Below are 20,418 nucleotides of genomic sequence, written 5' to 3'. Positions count from 1 at the left end.
GTGATCCACGAGGCTAACGAAATTGTGTTGCAACGGCCCGATGATACGCTGGGCTATGTGCAAACCGATTACCGTGGCGCCGATGATTTAATAACTGCTGGTGCCTTGCAAACTGAAACTATTTACAGCGACAGCTTCGCTGTAGCAGCTAACACAGCTTCGGTATTTCCCTCGATTTCTGAGTCGGATTCGACGACTGAGTCCCCCTTTAGGGCTAAACGCACTTCGTTGATAGAGCCTGCATCGACAGAGCCACCCTCGACAGAGCCACCCTCGACAGAACCGGCGTCGACAGAGCCGCCTTCGACAGAGCCGGCGTCCACGGAGCCGGCGTCCACGGAGCCGCCCTCGACGGAGCCTGCGTCGACAGAGCCTGCGTCCACGGAGCCTGCATCGACAGAGCCGCCTTCGACGGAGCCGCCCTCCACAGAGCCGCCTTCGACGGAGCCTGCATCGACAGAGCCTGCGTCCACGGAGCCGCCTTCGACGGAGCCTGCGTCGACGGAGCCGCCTTCGACAGAGCCGGCGTCCACGGAGCCTGCATCGACAGAGCCGCCCTCGACGGAGCCTGCGTCGACGGAGCCTGCATCGACAGAGCCGCCTTCGACAGAGCCGCCTTCGACGGAGCCTGCATCGACAGAGCCTGCGTCCACGGAGCCGGCGTCCACAGAGCCGCCCTCCACAGAGCCTGCATCGACAGAGCCGCCTTCGACAGAGCCGCCTTCGACGGAGCCTGCGTCGACGGAGCCTGCATCGACAGAGCCGCCTTCGACAGAGCCGCCTTCGACAGAGCCGCCTTCGACGGAGCCTGCGTCGACGGAGCCTGCGTCGACGGAGCCGCCCTCGACGGAGCCTGCGTCGACAGAGCCTGCGTCCACGGAGCCTGCATCGACAGAGCCGCCCTCCACAGAGCCTGCATCGACAGAGCCGCCTTCGACAGAGCCGCCTTCGACGGAGCCTGCGTCGACGGAGCCGCCCTCGACGGAGCCTGCGTCGACGGAGCCTGCGTCGACGGAGCCTGCATCGACGGAGCCGCCCTCCACAGAGCCGGCGTCGACGGAGCCGCCTTCGACAGAGCCGGCGTCCACGGAGCCGCCTTCGACAGAGCCGGCGTCCACGGAGCCGGCGTCCACGGAGCCGGCGTCCACAGAGCCGCCCTCCACAGAGCCTGCATCGACAGAGCCGCCTTCGACAGAGCCGCCCTCCACAGAGCCGCCTTCGACGGAGCCTGCGTCGACGGAGCCTGCATCGACAGAGCCGCCTTCGACAGAGCCGCCTTCGACAGAGCCGCCCTCCACAGAGCCGCCCTCGACGGAGCCGCCTTCGACAGAGCCTGCGTCGACAGAGCCTGCGTCGACAGAGCCGCCCTCGACGGAGCCTGCGTCGACAGAGCCGCCCTCCACAGAGCCGCCCTCCACAGAGCCGGCGTCGACGGAGCCTGCGTCGACAGAGCCGGCGTCCACGGAGCCGCCTTCGACAGAGCCTGCGTCGACAGAGCCGGCGTCGACGGAGCCGCCCTCCACAGAGCCGCCCTCGACAGAGCCGGCGTCCACGGAGCCTGCGTCGACGGAGCCGCCCTCCACGGAGCCGCCCTCGACGGAGCCTGCGTCGACAGAGCCTGCGTCGACAGAGCCGCCCTCCACAGAGCCGCCCTCGACAGAGCCGGCGTCGACGGAGCCTGCGTCGACAGAGCCGCCCTCGACGGAGCCGCCTTCGACAGAGCCTGCGTCGACAGAGCCGGCGTCGACGGAGCCGCCTTCGACAGAGCCGCCCTCCACCTCAACTCCGGACAATGACGGGGTTCCAGATGTGAATGGCTGCCCGGTGTATGGGGAGCAAGCGCGAGAAGCTGCGGAGGTGAAGAGCGGCACCAACGACATCATCGTCGGTGACTGGCGTGCCGAAACCCTCAATGGCGGTGGCGGGAGCGACACCATCAGCAGTGGCGGCGGCGGCGGCGTGATCGATGGCGGTGCTGGCAACGACGTTCTGAACGGCGACTGGGGCAACGACACCCTCTATGGTGGCTCAGGAAACGATCGTCTCTATGGCAGCGCACAAAGCGATGTGCTGTCCGGCGGTTCCGGTGATGACTACTTGGATGGTAGAAGCGAAGACGACACGCTGTGCGGTGGCACCGGGAATGACACGCTGCTTGGCGGCAGCAACCACGATCTGCTTTATGGCGGGATGGGCAACGACTATCTCGACGGTGGCACGGATTCCAATACGCTGTATGGCGGCAGCGGCGATGACACGCTGATCGGCAGTGGCGTGGATGACCTGCTGGATGGCGGGTCTGGCAATGACAGCGTCATCGCTGGCTCTGGCAGCGACATCATTAATGCCGGTGCCGGTAATGATTGGATCGATGCCGGAGAGAACAACGACACGGTCGATGGCGGGTCTGGCAATGACATGATCATTGCTGGAGGTGGCAATGATCGCGTCACCGCCGGTAGCGGTGAAGATACGGTTTATGGCAATGGCGGCGCCGACTGGATCGATGGTGGCGGCGGCAATGACAGCCTCTATGGCGGCGATGGCAATGACACATTGATTGGTGGTGCCGGAGACGACAGCCTTTCCGAAGGCGGATCTTACTGGAGCAACGATGCCTTCGATGGTGGTGATGGAAACGACACCCTCGATGGCGGCTATGGCAATGACACGCTGATTGGCGGTGTGGGCAACGATCTTCTCCGTGTCGCAGACGACTACAATGGCGACGTCCTAGACGGTGGCGCGGGCAATGACACGTTGGTCGGCGGCAAGGGGGCAGACACCCTGATCGGTGGCTCTGGAGCAGATCTCGTCCATGCCGGTGGCGGTGACGATCATCTTCTACTGGGAACCATGGAAGCCGGAGAGCAAGTCTATGGCGATGCCGGCAATGACCTATTCATCTTGGACGGTGTCACCGGAGACAGCACCATTGATGGCGGAGCCGGAGCATGGACGGATATGATCGAAGTCAGCATGGGCGCGCCGTCGGGTAGTTTGAGTGGTGGAGGATGGGTGCTCGAAATCGATAACCAGGCTTACTTCCCCAACCATAATGAACACTCCATTGACGTTACTGGCAAGCATGTAGCAATCATAACTGAGCATGGGAGCGTCGATGTGAATGGCGTTGAGAGAATTGAATGGTAAAATCTGATGTTGCGAAAGGCATTTGCTGAAGTGGTTTCCCGGATTATAGCAAAGCTGCGCTGGGATTAAATTATCAGACGTGGAGATTTCTTTTGAACAATTCACAGAAGCGGTCAAGTATTTTTGTATCCATTGCTAGCTATCGAGATTTTGAGTGTCAGTGGACTGTGAAGGACCTCTTCGAGAAGGCGACCTTTCCTGACAGGATTTTTGTCGGAATCTGCTGGCAGTTCGTGCCTGGTGATGATGATGATTGTTTCCAAGTAAAAACACGGCCTGAACAGTGCCGGGTGTTGGAATACCATGCACGCGATAGCAAAGGAGCCTGCTGGGCACGCCATCAGGTACAGCGGCTGTGGCAAGGCGAGGATTATGTCCTGCAGATTGACAGCCATATGCGCTTTGCCGTCGGTTGGGATGAGCATTTGCTGGAGATGTTGGCGGCATGCCCATCAGAGCGGGCGCTGCTGTCGACCTATCCGCCAGCCTATGTTCCACCAAATGAACTGGCTCCTGAAACAGTTGCAACCATTCTGCCGAAGCATTTCGATACGAATGGCGTTTTGATGTTTCGGAGCACGGCTGTCGCAATCAAAGATGCGCCAACCATGCCACAACCCACCCCCTATGTCGCAGCCGGACTGCTGTTCGGTCCTGCAACAATCATCGAAGAGGTCCCCTACGATCCTTATCTTTATTTTCAAGGTGAGGAAATCACGCTGGCGGTCAGGCTGTGGACGTCGGGATGGGACATCTTTGTGCCGAACCGAGTTGTCGCATGGCATGACTACACCAAGCGCCCAGGCCGTCGTCGCCATTGGGATGATGACGCCGAGTGGGAAACGCTGAGCAAGCGGGCTTATGCGCGTGTTCGGGCTCTTTTAAGAATGGAAGAGTGTCAGGACTCTGCAGTTCTACAGGAAATCGAGCGTTTTGGCCTGGGCGCACGGCGCCGCTTTGAAGAGTATGAAGCTTTCGCCAAGATCGACTTTGCCAAACGGTTGATCAATGGCAAGAGCTTCGAGCAGATCGAAGCTGCATTAAAACCGGAAGAGCGCCGCAAGCGTTCCATCGATGTATTTTCAACCATTTGGAGAAATCAGAGTTGGGGAAGGGGGGAAGCACGCAGCGGTCAAGGATCTACTTTGATGCAGACACAAGTTCTGCGCGACCGCTTGCCAAGTCTGTTGCGTTTTCTCGGTGTACGCACCCTGATTGATGCGGGATGTGGTGACCTCAATTGGATGCATCTGATTACGGGGGACCTAAAGCATTACTTTGGATTTGATGTTGTTGAGGGAATTATCGAAGATCTGCGTCGCCGCTACGGTGATCGCAAAAATCATTTCTTCAACATTGCCGATATTTCGTTCGACACCTTACCAGAAGCGGACGCAATCATCTGCCGTGATTGCCTGACGCACCTACCTGATGATCTTGTTCAGATGGCGCTGTATCGATTCAAGGCGAGCGGTGCCCGGTATTTGATTACCACCACATTTCCCAACGGGCGGAATGACGTTATCCGCGTCGGCGGGTGGCGCCCGATTAAGCTCACAGCCAACCCATTCAACATGCCAGCTCCAAGGCTGTTGCTGTCGGAGGAGTTGGCAAACTCAAGCAAAGCACTCGGCGTTTGGGCTTTGGACGATCTGCCTATGAATTTCGGCCGGCACGCCAGCTAGCCGTCTTTGTCACCAGGGTGGCGAGCGATCTGGTCGCCGCGTGGAGATGCTCGACGTGGGGCTGCATAGGCGTGCGTCGCCGCCGCCGCGCTGACGGCGGCGTGACGGTGGCGGAGTTGATGGTGGAGGGGATTGGGTGAGGGCTGGGGCACGCTGCCCCGGTGCTCAGCAGATGAGCCGCGGCAGGCGGCCGAGGGCGAGGTGGATGATCGCCTGATCGGGCGCGTTGGTCGGCAGATGCACCTTAATCTGCGTCTTCATCTCCACGATGCGCGCGCCGATCTTCACCAAGCGCAGCCGCAACGGGTGATAGGCCGGGCAGAGGCAGGGTATGATCAACCATGGCGGGTGGGCGCTTCGGAAACGGCAGGAGTTGACGTCAGCACCCAAATCCTACGGCCGCTCAACGGAGGACGCTACACCCGCCACCCCTCATGAATTGTCCCGGCTAAGGCGATAGTACCCTCACTCGTCGTGCTGCTCCAGGAGCGCCAATCGGCGTTTTGCTTCCCTGTGGTCCGGGGTGAGAGCAAGCAGCTGATGGAGGATCTGACGAGCCTGGGTTCGTCTGCCGAGCTGCGCGACGGCACCGGCATAGCCAAGGAGGGCAGCACTGGTGCGGGGGGCTTTCTGGAGGATCGCCGCATAGATCTGCGCGGCTTTGTCCAGCTGACCAGCATTCTCATGCTGTCGTGCCGCCTTTAAGGCATCCTCCATCGACACCACACCAGGCAGAACACCATGCTGGTGATAGTGCCGCCGCATCTCTGGGGTGAGCTGTTGGCCCTTGTGGGTGTCAAACCGGTAGCCGCTGTGGGCGGGAAAGGGCACATCAGCAAACAGAGCCCGGTACTCGCTCGTGAGATGGCGCAGAACCGCGGCTTGCGGATAGGTTGTGAGATTGTGGCGCTCGTCATAAATAGAGAGAAGATCGGGGTTATCCAACCTGAACCCGCTCATGTGAAAAAACACGACACGCTGCTCGTTGGCGAAGTACCCGCCAGGCCGCCGCGTGATCACGCGCTCATGCAAGTTCCAATAGCCCACATTGTAACTCTCAAGCGTGACGGGCTGAAACCGCTCCTTGAGAAAGGTTACACCAAGATTAAAGAATCTCTGCTCGCAGAACATCCCTTGTGAAAAGGCGTTGAAGCCACGGCGGTGGACACGCTCTGCCATCCAGCCCAGCAAATCCAGACCCTTGGCCGTCCGGCGGAAGCCCAGAAAGCCGGTGTTGTAGGCGCCATTGGCGGCGATGGTGAGATCGCTGGGCTCGCGCCCGTCATCGGGAATTGGGGATAAGCTGTGGGGGGCTGCAGTGACGTCGTGGGTGTCGAGGATTGCGCTGGCGGTCCATAAAGGGCTGGTAACGAACAGATCGGAATCAAGGTAGATGATCTTGCGGGCTCGCGTTTTGCCGAAAAGGTAAAGCAAAAAATACGGCTTGATGTTTCCGCATAATTCATAGGCTGAATAGTAAATCGTCATGTCGGCAATGTTTGGCGTCATCAGATCATCAAGACGAATGAGGGGGACGTCAAACTGGATCTTTTCTGGAAGGGTATCCTCAGCAACAGCATCAACAACAAGAATACAAAATGGCTCTTCAGGGTGATGCCGCCGCATGGCTTGGCGCAGCACCCAGGCTTGGGACAAATGCGAACGGGTGACGACTGTGCAGAACAGCACGTCGCTGCGATCGATTGACTGTTCGAGGTCGACGAGTGTGATCACTGTGGAAGGTCCGTTGGCCGAGGCGGTCAGGCTGATTTGGCCGGGCGCGCCTGCCCTCGCAAGGATGAGCATAGGTGTTCAAGCACGCACTCCAGCGCGACCGCGTCTGAGGCCGGCTTCGGCATCGTCAAGAGCCCGGAGAGGGTGGGGGGGACACAGGAGTGCGGAGGGGGACGATGGAGGGAGTGGTTCCGCGGTAGATCACGACGCTGTCAGCCCGGTCACTGCCCCGGACGATGGCATCCAGACCGTGGCTCATGCTGCGGTCCACCGTAAAGCCGCTGAGACGCTGGTCTGGGCGCAATGGCTTGATCGGCACCGCCGTGGCCGGACTGACACTGCCAGGTCCAGCGCCGTTTGCAGAGGCGCCGCCTGTTGCCACCGCCACTGTCTCGGCATCCATCGGGCGCAGCGACAGCGACAGCTTGCCCATGCTGGCCGCAAGCGCAATTGCCTCCGCCTGGCCCGGGGTGGTCTCCAGCGTTGCTGTGCTGCCGACTTTGGGCTGCTGCGACTTGGCGTCGAAGCTGCTCTCGATGGCGAGAACCCGAACATCCAGGGCCACGGTCTCGCTCCAGCTGCGCTTGGGCAACCGGGCGTCCGGCGACCGATCCTCAACATCATCGACGAAGATCACGTCTACCCGGTCGCCGGCGGCGATGTATCCGCTCACCGCAGTGCTGGCGGCAATAGCAACGCTGACCGCCCGATGGCCGGGGTGCAGCGCCAGGGGGATGAAGCGTGCCTCCGACGGCCGGACGATCTGGCGGCGCAAGATCGGCTCGCCTTCCAGCGCGGCTTGCGTGAGCAACGCACCACGCAGCCCGGCAGGACGGACGCGGTCTTGCACGAACACCGCTTCCGGATCCGCGTCGGCGGTGGCAGGAGCCCAGACAATGTCAGACTCGGCCAGCAAGCTGCCTGCCGGCAATGGCCGGGCGGCCACCAGCATGACCGGTCCGCTTCGCCGCTGCTCCCGCAAGGCGGCGGAGATGTCATCGGCGCTGGTGTAGGCATGCGGCCGATCCGGCTGTCCGGCATCGGCAAAGGCACTGCGCAATGACAAGGACAAGCTGCCCAGCACACGGCCGAGCGCCACGGCCTCTGCTTGGGCCGGCGTCACCTCAAGGGTGATCGATTTGGCAACCTTGCTTTTGTCGTCGGCATTCTTGATGTCCTGACCGACCCCCAACACACGCACGGCGCCGGCAATGATCTCGGCAACCTCGCGTTCGCTCCGTTCGACCTCACCAGGCAACGCCAGCTTATGGGTCAGGATCACATCCACCTGATCGCCCGGCCGCACCAAACCGGCCAAGCCCTGCGCCTCGTCCACCCGGATGGTGACGGCGCGAAACCCCTCCCGCAAAGCAACCGCCAGCACACTGGCCCCCTCGCGCTTGACCAGCTTGGCGTCGGTTACCGGCTCGCCGGCAAACAGGGGCTGGCGGGCCGCCGCCCCCGTCAGGCGGTGGATGGCGTCGGGCTGTTTGTCGCGGGTGACATAGCGCGGGTGCAGATTGTCGCTGGGCCAACGCTGCCAGGTCAATGTCCGCTCTGACACGGTCTGGCCAACCTCCAGACCGGTGGCGGTCACCAGAACCTCCGTCGTCGTCACCGTGTGCTCGGCTTGAAGCTGGCGCTCGCGGCCCGACAGGTAGCTTCGCGTCAGCAAAACCGCCGCCACACTGGCGACCACGGCAGCCATCAGGAGGATCCATCGCGCCATCATGCCACCTTTCACAACCGTCAGGCGGGCGCCCAGACGCCAAACGCCGCACCACAGCTCACAAGCGCCCCACCCCCCAGCGCCACGCCATAAGGGATGCCCTCGCCGTCACGACCCAGCCTGGCGATCCAGGCGGGCGCTCCCGCCGGAACCCCCATCCGCCGCAGCCCCAGCAGGACGAGCGCCAGACCACCGCCTGTCAACGACACCGCCAGCAGCCAGGACGGCATCCCGGCCCAGCCGAACCACAGCGCCAATGCACCCGCAAGCTTGACATCCCCGCCGCCCCAGATGCCGAAGCGGTGCAACGCCACGCCAACCGCAAACAACGCCAGCCCGGCCGTCGCATGTGCCAGCAGCACCGTCCAGCCAATCCCCACTGCCGCGGCGCCGGTGAGAAAGGCAGCGACCAGCACCACAGAAACGGTGTCCGGGATCTCCAACGTGGCGACATCCCACAGCATCGCAACCACCACCGTCAGCACCAGCAGCGCCTGGAGCAGCAGGGGCAGGGTCATGGCGCCTCTCCGCCGCCGTCCGCCGTGCCGGCGGCCTCCAGCTGCGCCAGCAAAGCGAGATTGGCGCGCACCTGTGCCGGCGCACCGGGAAGGGCGGCCGCCCGGTTCAGCAGCGCTTGCGCTTGCGCCAAATGCCCGGCAAGCGCATTGGACATGGCATAGTTGTTGAGCAAGACGGCATCGCCGGGGCTGCGTTTCAGCGCCTTGTCGTAATGGACCGCGGCCGCCGCATAACGCCCGAGCCGGTCGTTGGCAATGGCAAGAGCGTGCTCAGGATCGGCGGCGGACGGTGCCAGCCGCGCTGCTTGCTCGAGCGGCTCCAGCGCGTCGGCCGCACGCCCGTCGGCGATGGACAGCTTGCCCAGTTCGACGAGCAGATCAGCGTCAGGGCCGGAAGCCGCCAGGGCGGTGCGCAGCCGTTCAACCGCTTCGGCGGTGTCGCCACTGCGGCCAAGACTGCGAACAAGCGCCAGCGTGGTGGCCTTATCGCCGGGCTGCCCATCCAGCAGAGCGCGATAGTGGGCCGCGGCTGCCTGATCATTGCCGGCAATCTCTGCACTGCGGGCGGCCGATTGCAGGTAGCGGTCAATGTTGGTTCCGGCCTGCAAGGACGAGGGGGAGCCCATCCCTTCGCAGCCGGCAAGCAGCGTCAAGGCGGCCCCGGCCAACACCAGGCGAACGCCGCGTGCGCGGCCGGCACCCAAAGGTTTTTTAACCGAGAGCATGATTGATGATCCATAACGGAAGCGGACCGCCACGGTAGGGCGAGAGGATCAAGGGATGCTTAACACCATGTTTTCCCGAAGCCGCGGTTTTTTTGCAGCGGCCATCCTGCTGACGGCCTCCCCAGCCCTGGCACAGGCCATCACTCATCTCGGTCAAGACCGGCTGAAGCCGCTTGATCTGACCGGCGAGATCGGCACCGTACTGGTGGCCAACCCCGCCGTGGCCGATGTGGTGCCGATCGATCCCCGCCGGCTGGCGGTGATCGGCAAACGTCCCGGCAGCACCAGCTTGGTGGTGCTCTCCAAAGCGGGCGAGCGGCTGCTCGACACCACTGTGGTGGTGGGCCAGGACCGCCGCTGGACGGTGACCGTCCATCGCGGCGGAACGGAAAGCCAGCTGACCTGTGCCCCGGTCTGTGCGGCCGCTGACCCAACCACAGCGTCGGCTCCGACCGGCAGCCCCTCGCCCTCGGCAGCCCCTGCCCGGTGAACGGCCCGCCTCATTCCAGCAGCGGGGTGCGCGCGCGGCCTTCCAGCGGGGTGCTGGCGGTCGGCAGCAACGAGGACAAAACGGCGAAGGTGTAGCGCGTGCGCACCGTGATGAAGTCAACGTCATCCACCGTCTCGCGCTCGACATCGATGGTGACCTGGGTTGGATCGACGCCAACCAGCTTGCCCAGCGCATAGGCGGTGACGTCGGTGTTGCTGGCGTCGCTATGGACCATGAGGTAGCGGCTGGTCTCATCGGCGGCGTACTGCAGGGTGCTGCCGATCCAAAAGGCCCGGCCCATTTCAATTGTGCCGACGAGCAGCAGCAACAAACACGGGGCCAGCAGTGCAAACTCCACGGCGGCAGTGCCGCGCCGGTCCAGGCGGTGGAGACGGGCAGGGCAGGGGACCATGAAAACCTCATTGGATGCGGACCCGGGCCGATGCCCTCAAGATCGTCGGATTGTCGATCCCGGGCCATGTCATCAGCGTGGCATGCTGCTGTTCGACAGCGATCGAGACGAAGGCGCGCCGGCGCTCGCCCGCGCCGCAGGTCCCGGTGCAGGAGACGTCGCTCCCATCCGGGCATTCACAGCTCTGGGCGACGGCAACGCTGATGTCATCGGGAGCACCGGTCAGCGCACCGCGCACCGCCAACTCCACCCGAGACGGGTCGGCGCTGTGGTGGGTGGCGTATTGCAGGCCCGAGCGCACTGCACTGACGAGCGCCATGCGCGCCCGTGCGGCATCGCCGTAATCAGCGATGCCGGCCAGCATGAACAGGACGACAGGCATCAGCAGGGCCGCCTCCACCGCAACGCTTCCACATCGCCCGAGGCGGGCGCTTGGGAAGAGGCGGGCAACGCGCCTAATCCACCAAGCGGATCGTGCCACCGGCATTGATGGTCTCCACCCCAGTGTCGTCGCAATTGCTGCCGATCGATGCGGTTCCGGTGAAACTGACCAGCCGACCCACCAGCTGCGTGCAGCTGCTCTTGGCGCTGGCGGTGTTGCCGCGGAAGGCGATCGACTGGTTTGGAAAATAAAGCGCTCCTGTCAGGGACATGGCGGCACCGCCGTTGAAGAGGTTGGAGCCGCCACTGGGAGCCGCAGGGTCCTGGAAGAACAACAAGCCGGCATAGCTCCCGGAGGTGGGGGCTGCCAGCGTGATGGTGGCGTCGCCGTTGATGCGCACGGTCGCGTAGTCGCTGCCCGATCCGGTCAACACGATCGTCACTCCTTGACCGCCGGTGCACCCACTGCAGCTCAGCGTCGCTCCTGCGTTGATGGTCACGCTGCCGCCGTCGACGACGTACGTGCCGGGGGAGAAATCGACAACGGATTGCGCCCCAAAGCTCATGCCTGAGCAATAGCGCCCGGGAGCGATCGTGACCGGACTGCTCTGGGTGCGCTGATAGCTTGTCTGGGTGCAGGGGGACCCCGGCGGCAATGGGCGGTCGGCATAAGGATCAAGCAGCGGCGGAACGCCGGTGCGCGGTGGTGTGCCGGTGGTCAGCGTGCCGGACCCCGACACAGCATAGTCGCCAGACGTCGTCAAGGTCAGCGCCTCCACATCGGCGTTGCCGCGAATGGCGATGGCCTCGGCATCGGTCGAATTGGCCGCCAGCGTGCAGGTCGGCATCGACAAGTCGGCGGTGCCCGTGACATCCACCGCCCGGTAAGCCGTGGGATCCAGCGCCAACACACAGGCGGTGCTGGTGCCGTCCATCCGCGCGGTTGCCCGCACCGAGATTGCCACCGGATCGGCAGAGAACATGGCAGCAAACAACAAGGCACGGGTGCGGGTGATCACCACCTCGACCGCCGCATCGTCTTCGGCAGCTGTGCCCTGCGTCGGCGGCCAATTGACCGCAACCGTGGTGCGCCCGTCCGCCGACGAGAAGCCGAGATGCGCCGCCTCCTGCTCCGCGGTCGCAACCTCGTCATCGCTGCCCGCCAGCCGTTCATACGCCCCGGCAATGGCGGCCATATCGGCAGCGGTCTGCATCTGGCGCCGCTCGAGGTACCAGACGCCCACCTCCGTGCCGAGGGCGAGAAAGCCGATCAGCACCGGCATGGCCAAAGCGAACAGGATGGCCACGGCGCCACGGCGGTCGCGCGCAAGGGAAGTCCTCACCGTAACCACCATGGCGCCGTCCAGCCTCGTGCTCACCCGTTGCCGTGGAGTGGCCAATCCTGATGGACGCGTCGGCCTCAGGGCTTGACCAGGGCATCCTTGATGCCGGTGAAGATGGTGCTGAGGTTGCCGCCGATCAGCCAGACGGTGGCGGCGATGACAACGCTGACGCCGGCAGCGATCAGTCCATATTCGATGGCGGTGGCGCCACGACGGTCCTTGAGGGCAACCAGCGCCGAGGCGGCAAAAAAGAGCTTGGCCATGACAATCTCCGCAGTCAGGGATTAACCTGAAAAAAGTGTTACCCTGAATTCGTTAATTCTTAGTTAGCTAATATATTGATGTTTATAAGTACTGATCTAAATTTTATCTTCAATTTGTCACTGTAACGATCAAGTCGGATTTGGCAAGAATTTATTTCTTCATTCGTATCAATCGACCCCCTCTTCGGTTGAGATGCGCGTCAGCACATTAATGCGGTCACGATCATTCAGGATCAGAGCCGCACCTTGGCGTTGCATTAGGTTGGATTTCATCAAATGTCCGAATGCGCGGGCAACGACATCGGTCGTGGTGCCAGCCCAGGCAGCGATGTCACGATGGTAGGGGGCCGGCTCGATGACATAGCGCCCCAACCGCTCAATATCAGGCGTTGCCAGCCGCAGCAGCTCGGCATAAACGCGCTGCGGACCGGTCATGGCGGCCAGATTGGCAATGCGGGCGTCGGACTTGCGAATGATGGCCGCCAGTTTTTCCAGCAGGCGCAGCGCCAATGACGGATGGGTGACCAGAATCTCGCGGAAGACCGGCTGCGGGCAGACGGCGATCACCGCGGCATTGACGGCGATGGCGTCGGCCGTCTTGCCCTGACCATCGATGGCCGACAACTCGCCAAAGGCGTCTCCAGGTCCGAATTGGGCGAAGTTGATCTCGCGCTTTCCTTCCAGCCGGTGGAAAATGCGCACCGTGCCCTCAGCAATGAAATAGACACCATCCAATCGCTGTTCGGCATCCAGGACAATACCCCCCGGTTCACACCGGTACCAGACGCAGGCGGCCTCCAGATCGCGAATGGCCTCGTCCGGCAGGCCAGCCAGCAGCTTGCTGGCGAACAAGCTCCAACGGGAGCGGCCGGGTTCATGGGTCAAGATCTGCATGGCTGGACACTCTGGGGCCGGTTGCGGGGAAAACTGGGCGTCATTGCATCATCACCTGGATGATCGCCGGCCCCAGAATGATGACGAACAGGACGGGCAGGAAGAACACGATCATCGGCACGGTCAGCTTGGCGGGCAATGCAGCCGCCTTCTTTTCCGCCGCCGCCATGCGGCTGTCACGGCCGTCTTGAGCCGCGACAGCCAAGGCGCGAGCGAGTGGGGTGCCATATTTTTCTGCCTGGATCATGGTGGTACACACAGCCTTGACCGCTGGCAGCCCGACACGAATGTGGAAGTTCTCCAGCGCTTGGCGCCGGTCGGTCAGATACGCCAGCTCGGCCGTGGTCAGCTCGAACTCCTCGGCCATCACCGGTGTGGCCTGTCCGAGCTCCTGGGCGACGCGGCTGAAGGCCCCCTCCAGCGACAGACCCGACTCCACGCAGATCAGCAGCAGATCGAGCGCATCGGGAAAGGCGGCGGCGAACGCCATATGCCGGCGCTGGATCGCATTGGTGGTCAAGATCGCCGGCAAGGCAAAGGCGAACAGCGCCACCGTGGCAACCGCCAGGGGGCGGGCCACCGGGCCCAGGTCGAACAGGCCGCCGCCATACAGCAGCGCTGCGGCCAGTCCGCCGAACAGCACGGGTCCCGCCAGCCGGGCGATCAGGTAGACCGCAAGGGCATTGGGACCGCGCCAGCCGGCCTGGACCAGCCGCTGCCGGACCCGATCGCCAGCCAAGGCCTCACGCAGCTTCAGCGTGTCGACCAAGCGGCGCAGAACGGGGGTTTGGTCGCGCCGCAGCTTGGAGCGGCGCTGCTGCACCTCCAACTGGTGGGCACGCAGCTCGCGCCGGCGCTGGCCAGCTGCCTTCAGCCGACCAGCCAGCGGGTCGGGGCGCAGGTAGGGCAGCAGCAACCCAGCCGCGCCCAGCCCGACCGCCAGGGCGGCAAGCCCCGCAATGACCAAGGTTGGATCCGGCAAAACATCCATCGGCTGCCGACTCCGTTATTGCTCGAAATGGATCATCTTGTGCATGACCGCGATGCCGATCAGCATCCAGACTCCGCACCCGCCGAGCATGACGGTGCCAAGACGCTGGGTGAACAGCAGGGCGATATACTCGGGATTGGCCAGCCACAAGCCGCCGCAGACCAGGAAAGGCAGGGCTCCGATGATCATGGCCGAGGCCTTGGCTTCCGAGGACATCGCCTGGATTTTGTCGAGCAGCCGCTTGCGCCCGCGCAGAACACCCGACAGGTTGTCGAGCGTGGCGGCAAGGTTGCCGCCGGTCTGCTGCTGGACCTGCAGCACGATGGAGAAGAATTGCAGCTCGGTCACCGGCATACGCTCCACCGCCCGGTCCAGCGCCTGCTTCAGCGTCATCCCCAGCCGCTGGCTTTCGGTGAAGAGCTGAAACTCCGGTCCGACCGGATCAGGCGATTCCCGAGCGACGATGCGCAGGCATTCGCCCACCGGCAAGCCGGACCGAACACCGCGCACCATGATGTCGAGCGCATCGGCAAAATGCCGGGTGAAGCGGGCTTGGCGACGGCGCACGACAGCACGCAGCACCAGCCGCGGCAGCAAAAGCCCGACCCCGGCGGCGCTGAGCAGGCACAAAAACGGCGCCAGCCCGGCCAGAGCCAGCAGCCCGCCCGCCGCTGCCGCCGCCGCTGCGCTGCCGAGAGCAAAGCCGCGCAACGTCAGCGGCATGCCCGACTGCAGCAGGAGTTGGCGCGGCGTGTTGCGACGGGAGCGCTGCCGCTGGCGTTCCAGTTCGCGCAATTTGCCCTGGATCAGCTGGCGCCGTGCCGTGCTGTCGCCGGCACCGGCACGGCTGGCCGCTGTACGGGCGAAGGCCACCCCCAATGTTTTCAACCGCCGGCGCATGCCGGCACGGCCGCCGGTTGCCCGCCGGTTGGCAAGCCCGACAAGCAGGACCACACCCAGCATGGTGGCCAGCAGCAGGATGAGCCAAAGGTCGGCCCCCGTCACGCCCCCTCCTCCAGCGCGGCGAACAGCTCTCGCTCAAGGCCGAAATAGCGGGCTTTTTCCATGAAATGCGGCCTGAGGCCGGTGGGACGGTGACGGCCGACGACCCGGCCGCGGTCATCCTCGCCAAGGAACTCGTAGACGAAGAGATCCTGCATGACGATCACGTCGCCCTCCATGCCCATCACCTCGGTGATGTGCGTGATCTTGCGTGTGCCGTCACGCAGACGCGCGGCCTGGACGATCAGGTCGATGGCCGAGGCGATCTGCTCGCGCACCGCCCGGACCGGCAGGCTGAAGCCACCCATGGCAATCATGTTTTCCAGGCGGCTGGTCGCCTCGCGCGGGGAGTTGGCGTGCAACGTGCCCATCGACCCGTCATGGCCGGTGTTCATCGCCTGCAAAAGGTCGAAAGCCTCCGGCCCGCGCACCTCACCGACAATGATGCGTTCCGGGCGCATGCGCAGGCAGTTCTTCACCAGCTCACGCATGGTCACCTCACCCACCCCTTCCAAATTCTTCGGCCGGGTCTCCAGCCGGACGACGTGGGGCTGTTGCAGCTGCAGTTCGGCAGCGTCCTCACAGGTGACGATGCGCTCGCCAGGATCGATATAGCGGGTCAGACAGTTCAGCAGCGTCGTCTTGCCCGACCCGGTGCCACCGGAAATCAGCACGTTGCAGCGGCTGGCTCCGGCGATGCGCAGCACCGTGGCGCAGGCGGGCGAGGCCGAGCCGAACTCCACCAGCTTGTCCAGTGTCAGCTTTTCTCGTTTGAATTTGCGGATGGTCAAGGTAGGACCGTCGAGCGCCAAAGGTGGGGCGATCACGTTGACACGCGAGCCGTCCATCAACCGGGCGTCGCAAATTGGGTTGGCCTCGTCGACGCGGCGACCGACCGCGCTGACGATGCGTTGGCAGACATTCATCAATTGAGCGTTGTCGCGGAACCGGATCGGTGTCAGCTCGATGCGGCCATCGACCTCGATGTAGACCTTGTCGGCGCCGTTCACCATGATGTCGGAGATGTCGTCGCGCCCAAGCAACGGCTCCAACGGCCCCAGACCCAACACATCGTTGCAGATGTCGTCGACCAGCTCCTCCTCTTTGGAGGGGCTGAGGACGTAGCCCTTGACGTGGATGATCTCGCGGCAGATGTCGCCGAGCTCATCGCGTTTTGTGGTGCCGTCCAGCCGGCTCAGCTCCGCCAGATCAATGGTATCGAGGAGAGCCTCGAACACCCTGGTCTTGATTTCGTAATAACCGTCACCGGCAGCAGGCGAGGGCCGGTCGGTCCCACGCTCACCAGCATGCTCCGGCGTTGGAGCGACAACCGCAGGCACCACAGCCATCGGCTTGGTAAGAGGCATTGTTGGAACACCCGCCGCTTGGCCGGGGGCGGGTGGGGTGGTGCGCCGGCCAAACATGGCTCAGCCCCCCATGCCGCCGGCGCGCCGGCCGGACAGGCGGCTCAGCAGCCAGCCAAACGGGCGAGCGGACCGCAAAGAACCGCCCAGATGGCTGGCTGACGCCGCCGTGGCCAAGCGCGGATTGGGGGCCAGTTGGGCGACCAGAAGGTTGGCATAGTCACGCAGGGCAAGCGAGAGGCGCGAACGCGGGCGCACCTCGGCAATCATCTTCCCGGCACTGGAGGCGACGCGCAGCGCGTCGCGATCCTCGGGCAGCTGGGCTGTCGCCGTCAGCCCAAGCGTGCGCAGGAACTCCGCCACTTCAATCATGGGCGCCGCTCCACCACCCATCACAAGCAGGTGTGAGGTGGCTTCCGCCCGCTCGGCGCTCAACCAGTCCATCAGGTTGCGCGTGTTGCGCAATCCCGGCAAATCGAGCGGCGCCACCACCGCAACCGTATCGGCAATGCGCAACGCGCGTTGTCCCCAAGCGGTCCACTGATGCGGCAGATCGAGCACCACCCAGCGCGCCTGGGCCCGCAGGGCCTCGACCATGATCTCCAGACGATCCGGGTCGATGCGCCCCTCATCCTCAAGGGCGACCGGGGAGGCCAAAAGCTGCAGACGCTCGTCATAGCGCACAGCGACCCGCTGGAGAAACAGATCATCGATCCGCTCGGCCTCGCCCAGCGCGGTGCGCACGCCGACACTGGTGTCGATGTTGACCATCAAATCGCCAGCCCCGAAGGCGAGGTCCAGGTCGACGAGGAGGGCATCGCCATCCGACACGTTGGCCAGCATATGCGCCAGATTGCAGGCGATGGTCGAGGCACCGCATCCCCCCTTGGCACCGATGATGGCCACCACCTTGCCGCGGGCGGCACGGGCCGGGTCATCGAACAGCTCCTGCACCGCCTCCACCACCCGTGCCGGCTCCAATGGCAGACGCAGGTAATCAGCCACCCCCTGGCGGCGCAGCCGCCGGTAGAGATCAATGTCGTTGGCAGTGCCCAGCAGGATCAGGTTTGACCCGGCGTCGCAGCACTCGGCCAGGCGGACAACCCGCCCCGGCAAGTCTTCGCCGCTGTCTGCGTCGGTCTCGATGATGATCAGCGGGGGCGAGGGCTCATGGGCGTAGCGCGCCTCGGCAGCGGCGAAGCCGCCGGGCAGCAGCGTCGGCACGAGCCGGGCGAGCCGCCGGTCCTGGAAGGCCGCCGCCATCGCCGCTTCGGTGGCGGTCGTGGTCAAGAAGCAGTGGGCTTGGGTGCGCAGCATGACCGCCTCACTGTTGCAAGCCAAGTCCAGAGGATGCCCCGCCGCCGGCCGCTCCATCGGCGGCAGGGGCGGCTCCCCGGCGGTGGTTGGCAATCGCCGCCGCCCCGCGGGACGCATTGACGCTGCCGTCCAGGCTTGGCTCGACGAGATCGGCAGGGTTGGCGACCATGGCCCCCAGGTTGCGACGGGTGGCACAGCCGAAGCTGGAGGCCGTGGTGTCGGCTGACTGGCCGTAGCTGAAGCGGTCTGGCCCGCACGCGGGCAGTAGCGCCACCGCCCGGTCGAAGCGCAGCCAGACCTTGCCATCGGCGGGCCTGGCGACGCGGTCGGGGCTGAGATGGGTCGGAGCAGCCCCCTGTCCGTCCACAGAGATGCTGCCCTCAAGCGCAGTCGGCTGGGCAGGCGATCCGGACGGTGCCAGCATAATCCTGTTTCCGTCAGCACCGGCCCGGCGCGCCCGCTCTGCCAGATCCGCATGCAGCCTTTCACGCGATACCGGGGGCAGGGACGGTGGGGGTTCGATGACCAAAGGCCCCCAGCCCTCATCCCGCCACAAGGCCAGAAAGGCCGGCAGCCCCGCCCTCTCGCTCCGTTGAACCGCACCGGATGCGGCCACATCCAGAGAAAGCCGCTGCTCCTCACGCCTGACCAGGACGGCCCCATTCTGCGCGCTGGCCGCCCTGTCGGGTGGGGCGGGGGACGCAGCGCAGGCCGCCAGCAACGCCAGAGGCAGCAAAGCCGTCGTCACGCTCGGCAACCGGCGCAACGACCGGAAAAAGGAGCGGCCCATCAATGGCTCCAATCCAAGATATAGCCGACCTCGCCGGCACCGGAACGCTGGGGAGCCGGGTGCGGGGCCGCTGGATAGCGCTCATAGAGCTTGCCGAGAAAATAGCGGTCGAGGTCGCCGGCCGGCCGGAAGCCCTTCACCGGCTCGGTCAGCCGGCCAGGCTTGGTCGGCCGGACGATGTAGGGGACGGCGATGACGACCAGTTCGGATTCATCATGTTGAAACGCATTGCTGCGGAACAGCGAGCCGATCACTGGCAACTCGGACAAGCCCGGCACCCCTTGCAGCTGGTTGGACGCGTCGTTGCGCAGCAAGCCCCCCAGCACCAGACTGCCGCCGCTGGGGATTTCCACCGTGGTTTCCGCCCGCCTGACGGTCAGAGCCGGGATTTGGGTGTCGGCCAACACGAAGGCACCATCGGAGGAAATTGCGCTGACCTCTGTGCCGATGCGCATGCTGATCTGTCCGCCCTCCAACACGACGGGGGTGAACTTCAAGCTGACGCCGTACGGCTTGAACTCCAGGGTGATGCGGCCCTGGTCGTCGCGCGCCACCGGAACCGGGAACTCGCCACCAGCCAGAAAATTGGCCGACTCCCCCGACATCGCGGTCAAATTGGGTTCAGCCAGCGTCTTGACATAGCCATCGGCCTCCAGCGCCTCAATCATCGCTTGAAGGTTCAAAAATCCGCCGATGTTGCCGGTGACGACGGCTTGGGCGAAGCGGTCGTTGAACAGTGCCGACCCGCGTGCAGCCCCGCTGCGGAACCCGCCGCTGCCCTGGTCCGTGCCAAGCAGACTGATGCCAAGCTTCTTGGCGACGCTGCGCCGCATCTCGGTCACCCGCACCTGGATCAGCACCTGCTCCGGCCGGCCGACCCGCAGCAGATTGACCACGCCAGCATCGCTGGTAACAAAGCGGCGGGCCAGCCGCTGGGCATTCTCCGCGGCCTCGGAGGACGGCACCTCGCCAGACAAGACGATGTCGCCGTTGACCGACCTGACGGCGATCGCCGCATTGGGGACCAGTTCGGTGATCGCCTTGCGCAGCGCGGTCAAATCCTTGTCGACCCGAATGTCCAAAGACAGAATGCGCTTGCCGGACTCATCCAGGAAAAAGGCATTGGTGTCGCCGGTCTTCAGCCCGATCAGGTAGGCCACGCGCGGCGTCTTGACGACAATGTCAACAACGCTCGGATCGGCGACCAACACATCTTTGGCATCGCTGGGCAGCGCGATGAGAACCGCCTTGGTGGTGGTCAGCTCAAGATGCCGCTCGCCCGCCACCGGAGCGATTGGGGCCGGGGCAGTCACCGCTGATGTTGCAGCATGGCCCGGTGCCGATCCCAGAAGCACAAGTGCGCCAAGCAACCAAAGCGTTTGCAAAGCCGCCGACACAGAAGACCATCGGGTCCGAATATCAAGAATATCATTCTTGATTGAAGAGGTCTTGTGCACGGTTGTCCACCAAGGATTTGCCATTGGGTCGCTTTTCACGTCAAAACCTAGGTTTCCTATGCTTTCAATCCGGTTAACATCGTCGGCAACGCCATGCCTTGTTGGGTAAGCTTGTCTCTTTTTAATCTCTATTTTGTAACAGTATTCTGTATTTTTTCTCCCGCAACTGT

General features: G+C 63.9%; 19 protein-coding genes and 1 pseudogene. 3 read left to right on the top strand and 17 right to left on the bottom strand.

The genetic code is table 11. From position 1 onward, the window contains the following. Positions 1-122: 122 nt before the first annotated feature. Positions 123-1,793 (bottom strand): putative sodium/potassium/calcium exchanger, encoded by a 1,671-nt coding sequence (locus M5E06_RS32455; protein WP_252141771.1) that lies wholly within the window; start codon positions 1,791-1,793, stop codon positions 123-125. Between the two features lie 64 nt (positions 1,794-1,857). Here M5E06_RS32455 and M5E06_RS35975 point away from each other — a divergent pair, with 64 nt between their 5' ends. After that, the gene (locus M5E06_RS35975; RefSeq protein ID WP_252141770.1) at positions 1,858-3,153 is read left to right on the top strand and encodes a calcium-binding protein; all 1,296 of its coding nucleotides are present in this window, start codon (positions 1,858-1,860) and stop codon (positions 3,151-3,153) included. Positions 3,154-3,245: 92 nt separating this feature from the next. Continuing rightward, positions 3,246-4,838, top strand: coding sequence for a GlcNAc-transferase family protein (locus M5E06_RS32445; RefSeq protein ID WP_252141769.1), 1,593 nt, complete (start codon positions 3,246-3,248; stop codon positions 4,836-4,838). Between the two features lie 165 nt (positions 4,839-5,003). Here the strand turns inward: M5E06_RS32445 and M5E06_RS32440 are convergent. From M5E06_RS32440 to M5E06_RS32420, 5 genes and pseudogenes are all read right to left on the bottom strand, one after another. After that, positions 5,004-5,150 (bottom strand): annotated as a pseudogene (locus M5E06_RS32440) (transposase); the annotation flags it as partial. Positions 5,151-5,303: 153 nt separating this feature from the next. Continuing rightward, positions 5,304-6,644: a tetratricopeptide repeat protein gene (locus M5E06_RS32435; RefSeq protein WP_252141768.1), complete on the bottom strand. Its 1,341-nt coding sequence runs from the start codon at positions 6,642-6,644 to the stop codon at positions 5,304-5,306. 55 nt (positions 6,645-6,699) lie between these two features. After that, positions 6,700-8,280: a Flp pilus assembly protein CpaB gene (gene cpaB / locus M5E06_RS32430; protein WP_252141767.1), complete on the bottom strand. Its 1,581-nt coding sequence runs from the start codon at positions 8,278-8,280 to the stop codon at positions 6,700-6,702. 41 nt (positions 8,281-8,321) lie between these two features. After that, a complete protein-coding gene (locus M5E06_RS32425; protein ID WP_252141766.1) occupies positions 8,322-8,819 on the bottom strand; it encodes an A24 family peptidase in 498 nt (165 codons plus the stop codon). After that, the gene (locus M5E06_RS32420) at positions 8,816-9,544 is read right to left on the bottom strand and encodes a tetratricopeptide repeat protein (protein ID WP_252141765.1); all 729 of its coding nucleotides are present in this window, start codon (positions 9,542-9,544) and stop codon (positions 8,816-8,818) included. Before M5E06_RS32420 ends, M5E06_RS32425 begins: the two co-directional genes overlap by 4 nt. A 55-nt stretch (positions 9,545-9,599) precedes the next feature. Here M5E06_RS32420 and M5E06_RS32415 point away from each other — a divergent pair, with 55 nt between their 5' ends. Continuing rightward, positions 9,600-10,034 (top strand): pilus assembly protein N-terminal domain-containing protein, encoded by a 435-nt coding sequence (locus M5E06_RS32415; protein ID WP_252141764.1) that lies wholly within the window; start codon positions 9,600-9,602, stop codon positions 10,032-10,034. Positions 10,035-10,044: 10 nt separating this feature from the next. On the opposite strand, the gene M5E06_RS32410 is transcribed toward M5E06_RS32415, so the two are convergent. The 11 genes from M5E06_RS32410 to M5E06_RS32360 form a co-directional block, all read right to left on the bottom strand. Then, complete coding sequence (locus tag M5E06_RS32410; protein WP_252141763.1) at positions 10,045-10,446, bottom strand: TadE/TadG family type IV pilus assembly protein; 402 nt, start codon at positions 10,444-10,446, stop codon at positions 10,045-10,047. 7 nt (positions 10,447-10,453) lie between these two features. Beyond that, the gene (locus M5E06_RS32405; RefSeq protein ID WP_252141762.1) at positions 10,454-10,846 is read right to left on the bottom strand and encodes a TadE family protein; all 393 of its coding nucleotides are present in this window, start codon (positions 10,844-10,846) and stop codon (positions 10,454-10,456) included. A 55-nt stretch (positions 10,847-10,901) separates the two neighbouring features. Further along, complete coding sequence (locus M5E06_RS32400) at positions 10,902-12,182, bottom strand: pilus assembly protein TadG-related protein (protein ID WP_252141761.1); 1,281 nt, start codon at positions 12,180-12,182, stop codon at positions 10,902-10,904. A gap of 65 nt (positions 12,183-12,247) precedes the next feature. Further along, positions 12,248-12,433: a Flp family type IVb pilin gene (locus M5E06_RS32395; RefSeq protein ID WP_252141760.1), complete on the bottom strand. Its 186-nt coding sequence runs from the start codon at positions 12,431-12,433 to the stop codon at positions 12,248-12,250. A 168-nt stretch (positions 12,434-12,601) separates the two neighbouring features. After that, a complete protein-coding gene (locus tag M5E06_RS32390; protein ID WP_252141759.1) occupies positions 12,602-13,327 on the bottom strand; it encodes a Crp/Fnr family transcriptional regulator in 726 nt (241 codons plus the stop codon). A 40-nt stretch (positions 13,328-13,367) separates the two neighbouring features. Beyond that, on the bottom strand, positions 13,368-14,318 hold the full coding sequence (locus M5E06_RS32385; protein WP_252141758.1) for a type II secretion system F family protein: 951 nt from the start codon (positions 14,316-14,318) through the stop codon (positions 13,368-13,370). Between the two features lie 15 nt (positions 14,319-14,333). After that, positions 14,334-15,323 (bottom strand): type II secretion system F family protein, encoded by a 990-nt coding sequence (locus M5E06_RS35970; protein ID WP_252141757.1) that lies wholly within the window; start codon positions 15,321-15,323, stop codon positions 14,334-14,336. After that, the gene (locus M5E06_RS32375) at positions 15,320-16,744 is read right to left on the bottom strand and encodes a TadA family conjugal transfer-associated ATPase (protein WP_252141756.1); all 1,425 of its coding nucleotides are present in this window, start codon (positions 16,742-16,744) and stop codon (positions 15,320-15,322) included. Before M5E06_RS32375 ends, M5E06_RS35970 begins: the two co-directional genes overlap by 4 nt. Positions 16,745-16,747: 3 nt before the next feature. Continuing rightward, entirely contained in the window at positions 16,748-18,001 is a 1,254-nt protein-coding gene (locus M5E06_RS32370; RefSeq protein ID WP_252141755.1) for a CpaE/TadZ family protein, read from the bottom strand. Positions 18,002-18,008: 7 nt separating this feature from the next. Continuing rightward, on the bottom strand, positions 18,009-18,791 hold the full coding sequence (locus M5E06_RS32365; RefSeq protein ID WP_252141754.1) for a CpaD family pilus assembly lipoprotein: 783 nt from the start codon (positions 18,789-18,791) through the stop codon (positions 18,009-18,011). Further along, a complete protein-coding gene (locus M5E06_RS32360) occupies positions 18,791-20,248 on the bottom strand; it encodes a type II and III secretion system protein family protein (RefSeq protein ID WP_252141753.1) in 1,458 nt (485 codons plus the stop codon). Before M5E06_RS32360 ends, M5E06_RS32365 begins: the two co-directional genes overlap by 1 nt. Between the last annotated feature and the right edge of the window lie 170 nt (positions 20,249-20,418).

This window comes from Azospirillum sp. A1-3 (genome assembly GCF_023806445.1).
Lineage (GTDB): Bacteria > Pseudomonadota > Alphaproteobacteria > Azospirillales > Azospirillaceae > Azospirillum.
This window is presented reverse-complemented; position numbering and strand designations above follow the sequence as displayed.